This is a genomic window from Pseudothauera lacus (genome assembly GCF_003034845.1).
Taxonomy (GTDB): Bacteria; Pseudomonadota; Gammaproteobacteria; order Burkholderiales; family Rhodocyclaceae; genus Pseudothauera; species Pseudothauera lacus.
Window position 1 is genome coordinate 152,097 of record NZ_PZKC01000001.1, and the last position, 12,904, is coordinate 165,000.

Sequence of the window (12,904 nt, forward strand, 5' to 3'; positions counted from 1 at the left end):
TCCGGTAATCAGTATAGACCGGTCGCAGCCAGGGCGCTCCACGCCATGCCGGCGGCCAGGCCGATGGCTACCGCGCCCATGCCGCTGAGCACCTTGAGACCCAGCGCGCGCCCGCCGATGACCACAGCCAGTGTGGTCTTGAAGGCGAGGTTGGCAATCATCCCCAGTCCGATGACGATCACCGTGGGCTGCAGGGCGAGCTTGTCGAGGGAGAACAGGCGCAGGCTGGACAGCGCAATGGCATCGATGTCGGTCAGCCCGGAAACCACCGCCAGCACGTAGAGACCGCTGTGGCCGACGACTTCCGACATCCATGCGGCAATGAACAGCACCACTGCGTAAAGTGCGCCGAAGCCCAGCGCGGTCTTCAGTTCCGTCGGATTGCTGGTCTCCGGCAGCACCACTTCACCGCCCGTGCTCAGGCGTCGCCAGTTCCACAGCATCGCCACAGCGCCCAGTGCCAGCGCCGGCACGACGACGAAGAGCAGCTGGGCGACCACCCCGGGAGCGACCACCGCAGCGATCACCGTCACCCGCAGCACCATTACCAGGTTGGCAAGCACGATCACCAGTGCCGCCATCGACGACATCGCCGGTGCGGCGCGGGCGTTGCGTGCGTACACCATGGTGGTTGCGGTACTCGACGCAAGACCGCCGAAAACACCGACGAAGGCGGCCCCATAGCGTGCGCCGACGATCTGCAGCGCAGCGTAACCGGCCAGGCTGACCCCGGAGATGAGCACCACCATCCACCACACCTGGTAAGGGTTGAGGGCGTCGTAGGGGCCGAACTCCTGGTTGGGCAGGATGGGCAGGATGACAAGCGAGAGCACGCCGAACTGGAGGATGGAGATCCAGTCGCGCGGGCCGAGGCGATTGGCGATGCCGCGCAGCTGGGCCTTGAAGTACAGCAGCACCGTGGTTCCCACCGCCAGCATCACCGCCAGTTTGGCGTAGCCGTACCACACCGCTGCACCGAGGCAGAAGCACACCAGCAGTGCGGCCACCGAGGTGGTGCCCGGATCGGTGGGGTCGGGGTGGCGCAGATAGGCGGCAATGATCATCGTCCCGATCACCGCCATGCCCACCGCCAGCGGCGCGATGCTGTCGAGGTGCTGGCCAAGCAGGGCAGCCAGCGCACCGAACATCGCCACCAGGCCGAAGGTGCGCAGGCCGGCGCGCGCCGAGGCCACGCGTTCGCGTTCGAGGCCGATCAGCAGGCCGATGCCGATGGCGATCAGGAAGGCCTCGCCGTGAGCGGTATCGAAGGGCACTGAGAAGGGCATGCGCGGGCTCCGGTCGCAGGACGTCAGAAGGAGTGCGTAATACTGTATTGCATGGATCGCGGCACGTCGATCATGCACTGCGCAATGAACGGCAGCGCCAGGCTGCTAGAATCCGCCGCCATGCAGACCTTTCATCCCCGCCATTTCGCCATCGTGCCGGCCGCCGGCAGCGGCAGCCGCATGGCTGCCGAGACGCCCAAGCAGTATCTGCCGCTGCTCGGCCGTCCATTGATTCATCACGCCCTTGCGGTGCTGTGCGCCGCTCCCGAGATCGACAAGGTCTTCGTCGTGCTCTCCGTCGGCGACGCCGAATGGGCTCGTCACGACTGGCAGGATCTCGGCCCCAAGCTGGTACCGCTGTTCTGCGGTGGCGCCACCCGCGCCGACAGCGTGCTGGGCGGGCTGCGGGCGATCTCGGGCGAGGTGGCGCAGAGCGACTGGGTGCTGGTGCATGATGCGGCGCGCCCATGCCTGGCGCCCTGGCACGTGGACAGGCTGATCCGCGAGCTGGCCCATGACGAGGTCGGAGGCCTGCTCGCCGTGCCGGTGGCCGACACCCTCAAGCATGCCGATGGCCACCGCCGCGTGCACCGCACGGTGCCGCGCGACAGCCTGTGGCAGGCGCAGACGCCGCAGATGTTCCGCTACGTGATGCTGCGCCGCGCGCTGGAAAGCGCCCACGGCGTCACCGACGAGGCCAGCGCCATCGAAGCGGCCGGCCTGCATCCGCGCCTCATCGAAGGCGATGCCACCAACCTCAAGGTCACCTATCCGCTCGACCTGCATCTGGCCGAGTGGATACTGAAGAACCGCAACCAATGAATGGAGCAGCGGCGATGAACCCTCCCTTCCGCATCGGCCAGGGCTTTGACGTCCATGCCCTGGTGCCCGGCCGCGCGCTGATCCTGGGCGGCGTGCGCATTCCGTTCGAGCGCGGTCTGCTCGGCCATTCCGACGCCGACGTGCTGCTCCACGCGCTCACCGATGCGCTCCTCGGCGCTGCCGGCCTGGGCGACATCGGCCGGCTGTTTCCCGACACTGACCCCGCACACGCCGGCGCCGACAGCCGTGTGCTGCTGCGCACTGCGTGGCAGCGCGTGGAGGCCGCCGGCTGGCAACTCGGCAACGTCGATGCCACGCTGATCTGCCGGGCGCCGAAGATACTCCCGCATGCTCCGGCGATGATTGCCAACATCGCCGCCGACCTCGGCGTTGCTGCCGAACTCATCAACATCAAGGGCAAGACCACCGAACGACTGGGCTTTACCGGGCGCGGCGAGGGCATCGCCGCCCAGGTCAGTGCCCTGCTGTGGCGTCCCTGAATGCCGGCGCTCGCGCTGCGGGTTTGCGCCGGCGCGAAAAGGGGCCAGAATGGCCGCCCCAGATGACCGTACCGGAACGATTCATGTCTGCAGACCGTCTTCGCCGCTTTCTCGCCGTGCTCGGCAGTGCCATCGTGCTTGCCGCCTGCGCCCCTGATGACCGTCCGCCGCCGTTGCCGCAGAGTGGCCGTGCCGGTGAGCTGCTGCTCGCCAGCGTTCCCGGCGGCGCCCGCGTGAGCGTCAATGGCGAACCCCATGGCAACACCCCTGCGGGTACTGGTGAAGTGCTGGCGATCCCGCTGCCGCCCGGCACCCACACCATTGAGGCAGTGCTGGAGGTGGACGAATTCACCGAGCTCTTTGCCCGTCACGATGGCCTCGCGGTGGGCGAGCAGCCCTTGCCGACGCTGGTGCTGGAGCTGCGCCCGCGTTTCACCGCAGCCGGCGAGACCCGCCACGAAGCCCGTCAGGCCGTTCTCGCCGAGCGCGAGCGGGTGGCCGTGGCACGCTTCGTGGAGGAGTTTCCCGGCACCGTCACCGATACCGTCAGCGGACTGATGTGGATGCGCTGCAGCGCCGGCCAGGAGTGGCGCGACGGCACCTGCGCGGGAACGGCGGCACGCTACAACTGGGAGCGCGCTGGCGAGCTGGCGGCGAACGCCGATCTCGGCGGCTACCGTGACTGGCGCCTGCCCACCCGCGACGAACTCTTCGGACTGGTCTGGTGTTCTTCCGGGCAGCGCTACGACACCGACCCGGAAGGCTCGGGCGGGGCCTGCGCCGGCGACTTCCGCCGCCCCCCCATCCTCGCCGAGGTCTTCCCCGCCACCCCGCAGGACAAGTTCTGGACCGGCACCCCGGCTTCGCAGTCCTTCGCCGCCTGGGGCGTGGCCTTCACCAGCGGCGTTACCGGCGTCGGCAACCGTCGCGATACCGTGCTGGTCCGCCTGGTGCGCAACGCGCGGTGAGCGACAGCGCCACGGCGACGCTCTTTCCGGGCTTTCGCCATGAACGGCGGCAGGTCGCCGCCGGGGTGCACATCAACTTGCGCGTCGGCGGCAGCGGCCCGCCGCTGCTGATGCTCCACGGCCACCCCCAGACCCACGCCATCTGGCACAAGGTCGCGCCGCAACTGGCACTCAGCCATACCCTGGTGCTGTGCGACCTGCGCGGCTACGGTGACTCCGCCAAGCCGGCGGGCGGAGTCGATCATGCCAGCTACGCCAAGCGCACGATGGCCGCGGACATGCTCGCGGTGATGGAGGCGCTTGGTCACGCGCGCTTCGACATCATCGCCCACGATCGCGGCGCGCGTGTCGCCCACCGCCTTGCCGCCGATCACCCGCAGGCCGTGCGCCGGCTGGTGCTGCTCGACGTCGCGCCAACACTGGAAATGTACGAGCACACCGGCGAGGCCTTCGCGCGCGCCTACTGGCACTGGTTCTTCCTCATCCAGCCGGCGCCACTGCCCGAGCGCCTCATCGAGGCCGATCCAGCCGCCTATGTGCGCGACGTGATGGGGCGGCGCAGTGCCGGGCTGGCCCCCTTCCACCCCCTTGCGCTGGCCGAGTATCAGCGCTGCCTGGCGCAGCCGGGCAGCGCCCACGCACTGTGCGAGGATTACCGCGCTGCTGCAGGCATCGATCTCGATCATGATCGCGCCGACCGTGCAGCCGGCCGCATGCTGGAGATGCCCGTACTGGCGCTGTGGGGGGAGCAGGGCGCGGTGCATCGCTGCTTCCGCCCGCTGGAGGCCTGGCAGCGCGTTGCCCGTGTGGTCGAGGGCGGCCCCCTGCGTTGTGGCCACTACATCGCCGAGGAAGCGCCGGAGGCCCTGCTGGAACGTGTGCTGCCCTTCCTCGCGGCCCAATGAAAAGCGGGGCGCCAAGCGCCCCGCGGCTCTCGGGGCGGATCACGGCGGATCCGCCCGTCACCTCCTGAAGAGAGGCGTCAGAGATAGATGCAGCCGGCCAGGCGTTGCGCCAGCAGCGGTTCGGGCGTCTTGGTGTAGTCCTTCTCGAAGCGGTCGGAGACCAGTTGAGCGGTGGGGCGGTCGATGACGGCGTTAAGCATCCCCATGAAGGCCGGCGGGGCGACCAGAATGGCGCGCCGGAAGGCGTTCTTGGCGCGGCCGAGGTAGAGTTCCTGAGCGATTTCCTGGGCAAAGACGTGTGCTTCGTGTTCCTTCGGCAGAGTCTGCGGCTGCTTGGAGCCGGCGCCACTGCCACTGCCTGCCATGCTGCCCGGGCGGTCGGTGACCAGATCGGAGTTCTTCTGCCTGCTTTCCGGGTGGATCAGTTCCTTGACCAGCCTGAGGCCCTTGTTGGGACCGAGATTGGCGTACAGCTTGCACAGGCTGGCGTTGGCAACAAGAATCCAGGTGATGGCCATGTGACACCCTCCGAGGTTGGGATGAACGGGTTTGCCGGAACGGCCATTCCAGCTTAGACAGCCCCTTCTCCGCTTGCCAAGGACGGCTTGTTGCGCCCAGTGAAAACGGGTTTCAGCGATCCCCGCGCACGCAGCGCCGGCGCGGATCCAGACCGAAGTAGCTGGCCAACTGGCGATAGACTTCGGGATACAGCGCGGCCAGTCCCTCGGGGTCGAGGAAGAAGCTCTCCGCGCTGACGGCGAAGAACTCCGCCGGATGCTCGGCGCCGTAGGGATCGATGGCGAGATCCTCGTCGCCGCCATCGACGCGGGTACAGAAGTCCTCGTAGGCGCTGCCGAAGGCCTCCGCCCAGCCCTTGCGCGACATCTGCGCCGGCAGCGGCGGAAAGCCGTCGGCGCCGCCGTTCTCCATGTCGAGCTTGTGGGCGAACTCGTGGATCACCACATTCACGCCTTCGGGGGCCTCGTCCTCCTCGAACCACGACACCAGCACCGGGCCGCCATCCCAGGCTTCGCCGAGCACCTCCTCGTCGTATTCATGGACCACGCCGTCGTCGTCGACGATCTGGCGCGGGATGATGAAATCGCCCGGATAGACCACGATGCCAACCCAGCCGCGGTAGGCCTGCAGGCCGATGTTGAGCACCGGCAGGCAGGCCTGCAGGGCAATGGCGAGCATCATGCGGTCGTGCAGCACCAGCCCGTGGGCGCCGTGGAACTGCTTGTCGGCGAGGAAGTCGAGGGCCATCGCGCGCAGGCGGCGGCGCTGCCCGTCGTCGAGGAAGTCGAGAAAGGGCAGGCGCTGCTCCACCGCCTGCCAGGTCGCCCCATCGACTTGCGGCGTCCGGTGGCGGGAGCCGAGCAGAGCGTGCAGCCAGGCGAGCATCAGTTGCTGCGCCGACGCATGGTCAGGTAGATGCCGGCGAATACCAGCGCGATGCCGGCGAAGTGGTAGCCATAGGGCCGTTCGCCGAGGAAGATCGCCGCCAGCAGGGTGCCGAACACCGGCATCAGGTGGATGAACAGGGCACCGCGGCTGGGGCCCACCGCGGCAACGCCGGCGTTGTAGAACACATAGCCGAGGAAACCCGGAAAGATGCCGGTGTACAGGATGCCGGCGAGCGCAGCGCCATGGAGATCGATCTGGCGCCCGGCGACCAGTGCCTCCCAGGCATAGAAGGGCGCCAGTGCGCTGACACCGACGACGGTGAACGCGAACAGCATCACCATCGGGTCGAGGCCCTGCGGACGCCAGTGCAGCCCGACGGTATACAGGCCCCACACCGCCACTGCGGCGAGCATCCACAGATCACCGGTGTTGAGGCTGAAGGCAAGCAGGACGTCGATGTCGCCACGACCGACGATGATCGTCACACCGAGCAGCGAGACCAGTACGCCAAGTGCCTCGGCGCCGCTCAGGCGCTTGCCCAGCAGCATGAAGGCGAGGGCGATGGTGGCGATGGGAATGAAGGAATTGAGCAGCGTGGCATTGGTCGCCGTGGTGTACTGCAGGGCGATGTAGGCGAAGGTGTTGTAGCAGCCCACGCCGAGCAGCCCGAGCGCCAGCATCGCCGCCCAGTGGCGGCGCAGGATGGGCCATTGCGCACGCAGATGGGGGAGGGCGAAGGGCAGCACCAGCAGCAGCGCGATCACCCAGCGCCAGAAGGCCAGCGAGATGGGCGGCACGGCTTCGCGCAGGCCGCGACCGATGACCATGTTGCCGGACCAGAACAGTGCGGTCAGGGTGAGCAGCAGATAGGGGTAGGCATACAGTCGCTTCATTGCGTGCGCGGGGATCTGTGGCGAGGGGCGATGATGGCACAGCGCCGCCTCCTTTGGGGTGGGGGAAAACGCCCATGGACGCGCGCCATGCGCGCTTGCCGGGCCTTCGATATGGGATAATCCGCGCCATGGTTTCCGTCACCCACGCCCTCCCCAAGAACGATGCCGCGCTGCCCCTCGAAACGCTCTGCGAGGGGCTGGGTGCTGCCGAGCAGGCCCAGGTGGCCGCCGCCGCGGCGCAGGCCCGCGAACTCTACCGCGACCGCCTGCTCGGCACCGGCGAGGCGGTGTGGCCTCACGCCCTCGGCATGGCGTTGATCTGCGCCGCGCTGCGCCTGGATGCCGAAACCCGCTGCGCTGCGCTGCTGTTCGCCGCTGCCGATGATCTCGCCGATGGGGTGGCGCCGCTGGCGGTACAGTTCGGCGAACCGGTGGCCGCGCTGGTCGATGGCCTGCGCCGTCTCAACGGCCTGCGCCTGATCACCCGCATGACCGCCAGCGCCAGCGCACCGGAGGTGCGCACCCAGGCCGAGGTGCTGCGCAAGATGCTGCTCGCCATGGTGCAGGATATTCGCGTCGTCCTGCTGCGCCTGGCTTCGCGCACGCAGACCCTGCGCTTTTTCACCGAGCACCCGGTCGATGCGCGCCTCGATGTCGCCCGCGAGAGTCTCGACATCTACGCGCCGCTGGCCAACCGTCTGGGCGTCTGGCAGCTGAAATGGGAACTCGAGGATCTCTCCTTCCGTTTCCTCGAACCGGAGACCTACAAGCGCATTGCCCGGATGCTCGACGAGCGGCGGGTGGAGCGCGAGGACTTCATCCGCAATGCCATCGAACGCCTGCGCGCCGAGATCGCCGCGGTGGGCATCGTCGATGCCGAGATCAGCGGACGGCCCAAGCACATCTACAGCATCTACAACAAGATGCGCAAGAAGGACCTCGACTTCTCGCAGGTCTACGACATCCGGGCGCTGCGCGTGCTGGTTGCCGAGGTCCGCGACTGCTACACCGTGCTCGGCATCGTGCACCAGATGTGGCAGCCGATCGCCAAGGAATACGACGACTACATCTCCAAGCCCAAGGGCAACAACTACCAGTCCCTGCATACCGCCGTGCTCGCCGGCGACGGACGGGCGCTGGAGGTGCAGATCCGCACCCACGAGATGCACCGCCACGCCGAGCTGGGTGTGGCCGCGCACTGGCGCTACAAGGAAGGCAGCAAGAATGCCGGCGACTACGACGAGAAGATCGCCCTGCTGCGCAGCCTGCTGTCGTGGCGCGACGAGGTGGCCGACTCGGCCGACTGGGTGGAGCGCTTCAAACGCGCCTCGCTCGACGACACCCTCTATGTGCTGACCCCGCAGGGCCGCGTGGTGGATCTGCCCAACGGCGCCACCGCGCTGGACTTCGCCTACCGCGTGCATACCGATCTCGGCCACCGCTGCCGCGGCGCCAAGATCGACGGCCAGCTGGTGCCGCTCAACACGCCGCTGAAGAACGGCCAGACGGTGGAGATCAGCGCCGCCAAGGAGGGCGCGCCGTCGCGCGACTGGCTCGACCCGCGCCAGGGATATGTCGCCACCAGCCGCGCGCGCAACAAGATCAAGCAGTACTTCAGCCAGCTCGAAGAAGAGGAGCTGCTCGCCCGCGGGCGCAGCTTCGTCACCCGCGAGATGCACCGTGACGGCCACCCGCAGGCCAACATCGACGAACTGGCCGGCAAGCTCGGCTTCAAGAATGCCGACGCCCTCTACATGGCCGCCGGGCGCGGCGAGGTGGGGCCGCGTTCGGTGCACATGGCGCTGCGCGAGGCCGAACCCGCGGCGGCCGTGGATGCCGAACCGCAGATCGTCGTCGGCCGCAGCCGCAGCGGCGACAACAGCGACAAGGTGCTGATCGTCGGTGTCGGCAAACTGCTGACCTCGCTGTCGCGCTGCTGCAAGCCGGCGCCGCCGGATGCCATCGAAGGCTTCGTCACCCGCGGCCACGGCATTTCCATCCACCGCGTCGACTGCCCGGACTTCCAGCAACTGGTGCGCCAGCACCCCGAGCGCATCATCCAGGCGGAGTGGGGCGATCAGGCCTACAACAACCGTCAGGCGGTCTTTCCGGTGGACATCGCGGTGCAGGCCAGTGATCGCCAGGGCCTGCTGCGCGACATCTCCGAGGTGCTGTCGCGCGAGAAGCTCAATGTCACCGGCGTCAACACGCTGACCAAGAAGGGCATCGCCCACATGCGCTTCACCATGGAGGTGGGCAGCGTGGCACTGCTGCAGCGCGTGGTGAAGCTGATCAGCGAGGTGCCGGGGGTCTTCGAGGCCCGCCGGCGCTGAGCCGGCGCGCGCTGCGCGCCGGCATCATGGCTTTTCAGCTCACCCCGGCGAGTTCGGAGAGCAGGATCATCTGCGCCGTGCGGCGGGTGCCGCGCGGATGCTTGCGGCGGTAGCCGCCGTCGGGCTGCATCTCCCAGGCCTGGCAGTTGTCGAGCAGGTAGGCACGCAGACCTTCCTTCATCACCCTGCGCTTCAGGCGCGCATCGAGCACCGGGAAGGCAATCTCGATGCGGCGGAAGAAGTTGCGGTCCATCCAGTCGGCGCTCGACAGATACATCTTCTCCTTGCCGCCGGCGTGGAAGTAGAAGATGCGGTGGTGTTCGAGGAAGCGGCCGACCACCGAACGCACCCGGATGTTGTCGGAGAGGCCGGGCACGCGCGGCTTGAGGGCGCAGGGACCGCGCACGATGAGGTCGATCTCGACGCCGGCCTGCGAGGCCTCGTAGAGCGCCTCGATGGTTTCCGGTTCGAGCAGGGCGTTCATCTTGGCGATGATGCGGCCCTTGCCGCCCTGGCGGGCGTTTTCCGCTTCGGCCTGGATCGCCGCGACGACGTTGGGCTGCAATGCGAACGGCGCCTGCCAGAGGTGCTTGAGGGCACTCGCCTTGCCCAGGCCGGTGATCTGCTTGAAGACCTCGGCAACGTCGTCGCCGATCTCGGCATTGCAAGTCAGCAGGCCGAAATCGGTATAGAAGCGCGTCGTGCGCGGGTGATAGTTGCCGGTTCCCAGATGCACATAGCGGCGCAGCCCGCCTTCCTCGCGACGCACCAGCATGAGCAGCTTGGCATGGGTCTTGTAGCCGAACACGCCATACACCACATGCACGCCGACCTCTTCGAGGCGGTTTGCCCAGGTGATGTTGGCCTCCTCGTCGAAGCGCGCCATCAGTTCCAGCACTACGGTGACCTCCTTGCCCTTCTGCGAGGCGCGGGCGAGGTGTTCCATCAGCACCGAATCGGTGCCGGTGCGATACACCGTCATCTTGATCGCCAGCACCTGCGGATCATCGGCCGCCGCGCGCAGCAGGTCGATGACCGGATTGAAGCTCTGGAAGGGATGGTGGAGGAGGATGTCGCCGCTGCGGATGGCAGCGAAGACGTCGCGGCGCTTGTCGAGCACCTTGGGCAGCGCCGGCAGGAAAGGGGCGTATTTCAGCGCCGGGCGGTCCACCCAGTCGGGCACCTGCATCAGGCGCACCAGATTGACGATGCCCGGGGTCTGGTAGAGATCGCTGCGACCGAGGCGGAAGTGCTGCAGCAGGAAGTCAGCCATCTCCTCGGAGCAGTTGTCGGCCACCTCCAGGCGCACCGCGTCGCCGAAGTGGCGCTGCTGCAGTTCGCCCTTCAGCGAGGCGCGCAGATCCTTGACCTCTTCCTCGTCGACGAAGAGGTCGGAATTGCGCGTGACGCGGAACTGATAGCAGCCCTTCACCTCCATGCCGGAAAACAGCTCGCCGACGTGGTCGTGGAGGATGGAGGAGAGGAAGACGAAGGTGTATTCCTGTTCGCAGATCTCGCGCGGCAGGCGGATCACCCGCGGCAGCGCACGCGGCGCCTGCACGATGGCGGCCCCGGAACTGCGCCCGAAGGCGTCGCGCCCTTCCAGTTCGACAGCGAAGTTGAGGCTCTTGTTGAGCACGCGCGGGAAGGGGTGGGCGGGGTCAAGACCGATGGGGGTGAGGACCGGCATTACCTCCCGATGGAAGTACTCGCGGATCCAGTCGCGCTGCGCCTCTGTCCACAGGCTGCGGCGCAGGAAGGTTACCCCTTCGGCTTCCAGTGCGGGCAGGATGTCGTCGTTGAGCAGGGCGTACTGCTCGGCGATGATCTCGTGCACCTCCTGGCTGACCAGTTCGAGCAGCTCCGCCGGTGGCAGGCCGTCGTTGCCGGCCACCCGGCTGCCGAGGCGGATCTGTTCCTTGATGCCGGAGACGCGGATCTCGAAGAACTCGTCGAGGTTGCTCGACACGATGCACAGGAAGCGCAGGCGCTCGAGCAGCGGCACTTCGTCATCGGCGGCCTGCGCCAGCACCCGGCGCTGGAAGCGCAGCAGCGACAGTTCGCGGTTGAAAAAATGTTCGGTGGGATAGTTCTTCTTGCTGGAAAACGTATGCATGCCTCGTCTGCCCGGGGGTTCGATATCCTGATTATGTGACAAACGCTTTGCAATTGGATGACGCGGCGCAGCGTTGTGGCAAAGCAGATTGCCACCATTCGATCGCCCTCAGTGCGCCGCGCCCATGCGGTAGAATGCGCCGACTCCTACGCAGGCGGCCAGTGGGCCGCAAACAGCATGCAAGAACTGATCGCCGCGATCGACCTGGGTTCCAACAGCTTCCGCCTGCAGGTCGGGCGCATCGTCAACGACCAGATCTATCCGCTCGACGGCCTCAAGGAGGCCGTACGCCTGGCTGCCGGGCTCGGCCCCGGCAAGATGCTCGACGACGCCGCGCAAGGGCGCGGGCTGGCAGCGCTGGGGCGTTTCAACGAACGTCTGAAGGGCTTCGCCCCCGATGCGGTGCGTGCGGTGGCCACCAACACCCTGCGGGTGGCGAAGAACGCCCCCGAGTTCCTCCGCCAGGCCGAAGAAACCCTCGGTTTTCCGATCGAGGTCATCGCCGGGCGCGAGGAGGCCCGCCTGATCTATGTCGGCGTCGCCCACACCCTGCCGGACCCCCACCGCCGCCAGCTGGTGGTCGACATCGGCGGCGGTTCCACCGAGTTCATCATCGGCGAGAGCTTTGAGCCCATCCTGCTCGAATCGCTCTACATGGGCTGCGTGAGTTACAGCCTGAACTATTTCCCCGACGGGCGCATCGACCGGCGCAACCTCAAGGAGGCCGAGATGGCCGCCCGGCGCGAGCTGCAGGCCATCGCCACACCCTACCGTGAAGCCGGCTGGGAGCTTGCGGTGGGTTCCAGCGGCTCGGCCAAGGCGCTCGTCGAGATTCTTCAGCAGAATGGCTTTGCCGACGGCGGCATCACCCTCGAAGGCCTCGACCGGCTGCGCAGCGCGCTGCTGCGCGCCGGCAACATCGATCGCCTCGATCTCGCCGGCCTGCGTGGCGACCGCCTGCCGGTGCTGCTTGGCGGCTTCTCGATCATGAGCGCGGTGTTCAAGGAGTTCGGTCTCCAGCGCATGGTGTTCTCCGAGGGCGCCTTGCGCCTCGGTGTGCTCTACGACCTGCTCGGGCGCTACCATCACCACGATCTGCGCGATGCCACCGTGGCGGCCTTCTCCACCCGTTATGGCGTCGACCGCCGGCAGGCGGTGCAGGTTGCCGACACTGCCTGCCACCTGCTCGAACAGCTGCAACCCGAAGCCGCTGTCGAGGACAACCTCGACCGCCGCTTCCTGCGCTGGGCGGCGATGCTGCACGAGATCGGCATCTCGGTGGCCCATTCGAGCTATCACAAGCACAGCGCCTACATCCTCGCCAACGCCGACATGCCGGGCTACTCGCGCATGGACCAGGGTCGCCTCGCGCGCATCGTGCTGGCCCATCGCGGCAAGCTCGAACGCGTTGCCGGGCTCGATCCGGCGAGCCCGGACTGGCTGCTGATCGCCTGTCTGCGGCTGGCCGTGGTCGTGCATCGGGCGCGCGACGCACGCGGCATTCCACCGCTGACGGTGACCCGCGAGGGCCGCAGTCTGGTGCTGGTGGCCGCCCACGAATGGCTGCATGCCCATCCCCTCACCGCTGCCGCCCTGGAAGAAGAGCAACGCCAGTGGCTGTCGGTGGGGCGTGCGCTGGCAGTGCGCACGCGCAAGGCCGCGGCGCGCGCCTGA

11 protein-coding genes are annotated in these 12,904 nt (G+C 67.5%); 6 read left to right on the forward strand and 5 right to left on the reverse strand.

Features of this window, described 5'->3' with window-relative positions; translation table 11 throughout:
- Positions 1-8 precede the first annotated feature (8 nt).
- Entirely contained in the window at positions 9-1,286 is a 1,278-nt protein-coding gene (locus tag C8261_RS00670; RefSeq protein ID WP_107491728.1) for an MgtC/SapB family protein, read from the reverse strand.
- Between the two features lie 120 nt (positions 1,287-1,406).
- On the opposite strand from C8261_RS00670, the gene ispD reads away from it, so the two are divergent.
- The 4 genes from ispD to C8261_RS00690 all read left to right on the forward strand — a co-directional run bounded on the left by ispD (position 1,407) and on the right by C8261_RS00690 (position 4,481).
- Positions 1,407-2,108 (forward strand): 2-C-methyl-D-erythritol 4-phosphate cytidylyltransferase, encoded by a 702-nt coding sequence (gene ispD / locus C8261_RS00675; protein WP_107491729.1) that lies wholly within the window; start codon positions 1,407-1,409, stop codon positions 2,106-2,108.
- 14 nt (positions 2,109-2,122) lie between these two features.
- Positions 2,123-2,608 (forward strand): 2-C-methyl-D-erythritol 2,4-cyclodiphosphate synthase, encoded by a 486-nt coding sequence (gene ispF / locus C8261_RS00680; protein ID WP_107491730.1) that lies wholly within the window; start codon positions 2,123-2,125, stop codon positions 2,606-2,608.
- An 83-nt stretch (positions 2,609-2,691) separates the two neighbouring features.
- Complete coding sequence (locus C8261_RS00685) at positions 2,692-3,576, forward strand: Lcl domain-containing protein (protein WP_181358786.1); 885 nt, start codon at positions 2,692-2,694, stop codon at positions 3,574-3,576.
- Positions 3,573-4,481: an alpha/beta fold hydrolase gene (locus tag C8261_RS00690; RefSeq protein WP_219905102.1), complete on the forward strand. Its 909-nt coding sequence runs from the start codon at positions 3,573-3,575 to the stop codon at positions 4,479-4,481. Before C8261_RS00685 ends, C8261_RS00690 begins: the two co-directional genes overlap by 4 nt.
- A 77-nt stretch (positions 4,482-4,558) precedes the next feature.
- Here the strand turns inward: C8261_RS00690 and C8261_RS00695 are convergent, their stop codons facing one another.
- From C8261_RS00695 to C8261_RS00705, 3 genes are all read right to left on the reverse strand, one after another.
- Positions 4,559-4,999: a host attachment protein gene (locus C8261_RS00695; RefSeq protein WP_107491732.1), complete on the reverse strand. Its 441-nt coding sequence runs from the start codon at positions 4,997-4,999 to the stop codon at positions 4,559-4,561.
- A gap of 112 nt (positions 5,000-5,111) precedes the next feature.
- Positions 5,112-5,885 (reverse strand): M90 family metallopeptidase, encoded by a 774-nt coding sequence (locus C8261_RS00700; protein WP_107491733.1) that lies wholly within the window; start codon positions 5,883-5,885, stop codon positions 5,112-5,114.
- Positions 5,885-6,781 carry a DMT family transporter gene (locus tag C8261_RS00705; protein ID WP_107491734.1) on the reverse strand — a complete coding sequence of 299 codons (897 nt, stop codon included), beginning with the start codon at positions 6,779-6,781 and terminating at the stop codon, positions 5,885-5,887. Before C8261_RS00705 ends, C8261_RS00700 begins: the two co-directional genes overlap by 1 nt.
- Before the next feature lie 128 nt (positions 6,782-6,909).
- Between C8261_RS00705 and C8261_RS00710 the strand changes: the two genes are divergently transcribed.
- Positions 6,910-9,114, forward strand: a complete 2,205-nt coding sequence (locus C8261_RS00710; protein WP_107491735.1) for a RelA/SpoT family protein — start codon at positions 6,910-6,912, stop codon at positions 9,112-9,114.
- A 34-nt stretch (positions 9,115-9,148) separates the two neighbouring features.
- Here the strand turns inward: C8261_RS00710 and ppk1 are convergent, their stop codons facing one another.
- Complete coding sequence (gene ppk1 / locus C8261_RS00715) at positions 9,149-11,230, reverse strand: polyphosphate kinase 1 (protein ID WP_107491736.1); 2,082 nt, start codon at positions 11,228-11,230, stop codon at positions 9,149-9,151.
- Between the two features lie 177 nt (positions 11,231-11,407).
- On the opposite strand from ppk1, the gene ppx reads away from it, so the two are divergent.
- Entirely contained in the window at positions 11,408-12,904 is a 1,497-nt protein-coding gene (ppx, locus tag C8261_RS00720; RefSeq protein WP_107491987.1) for an exopolyphosphatase, read from the forward strand.

What these genes read in the sequence shown, in the direction of transcription:
- C8261_RS00670 (WP_107491728.1), bottom strand. Translation starts at nt 1,286, where the DNA reads ATGCCCTTCTCAGTGCCCTTCGATACCGCTCACGGCGAGGCCTTCCTG.
- ispD (WP_107491729.1), top strand. Translation starts at nt 1,407, where the DNA reads ATGCAGACCTTTCATCCCCGCCATTTCGCCATCGTGCCGGCCGCCGGC.
- ispF (WP_107491730.1), top strand. Translation starts at nt 2,123, where the DNA reads ATGAACCCTCCCTTCCGCATCGGCCAGGGCTTTGACGTCCATGCCCTG.
- C8261_RS00685 (WP_181358786.1), top strand. Translation starts at nt 2,692, where the DNA reads ATGTCTGCAGACCGTCTTCGCCGCTTTCTCGCCGTGCTCGGCAGTGCC.
- C8261_RS00695 (WP_107491732.1), bottom strand. Translation starts at nt 4,999, where the DNA reads ATGGCCATCACCTGGATTCTTGTTGCCAACGCCAGCCTGTGCAAGCTG.
- C8261_RS00700 (WP_107491733.1), bottom strand. Translation starts at nt 5,885, where the DNA reads ATGCTCGCCTGGCTGCACGCTCTGCTCGGCTCCCGCCACCGGACGCCG.
- C8261_RS00705 (WP_107491734.1), bottom strand. Translation starts at nt 6,781, where the DNA reads ATGAAGCGACTGTATGCCTACCCCTATCTGCTGCTCACCCTGACCGCA.
- C8261_RS00710 (WP_107491735.1), top strand. Translation starts at nt 6,910, where the DNA reads ATGGTTTCCGTCACCCACGCCCTCCCCAAGAACGATGCCGCGCTGCCC.
- ppk1 (WP_107491736.1), bottom strand. Translation starts at nt 11,230, where the DNA reads ATGCATACGTTTTCCAGCAAGAAGAACTATCCCACCGAACATTTTTTC.
- ppx (WP_107491987.1), top strand. Translation starts at nt 11,408, where the DNA reads ATGCAAGAACTGATCGCCGCGATCGACCTGGGTTCCAACAGCTTCCGC.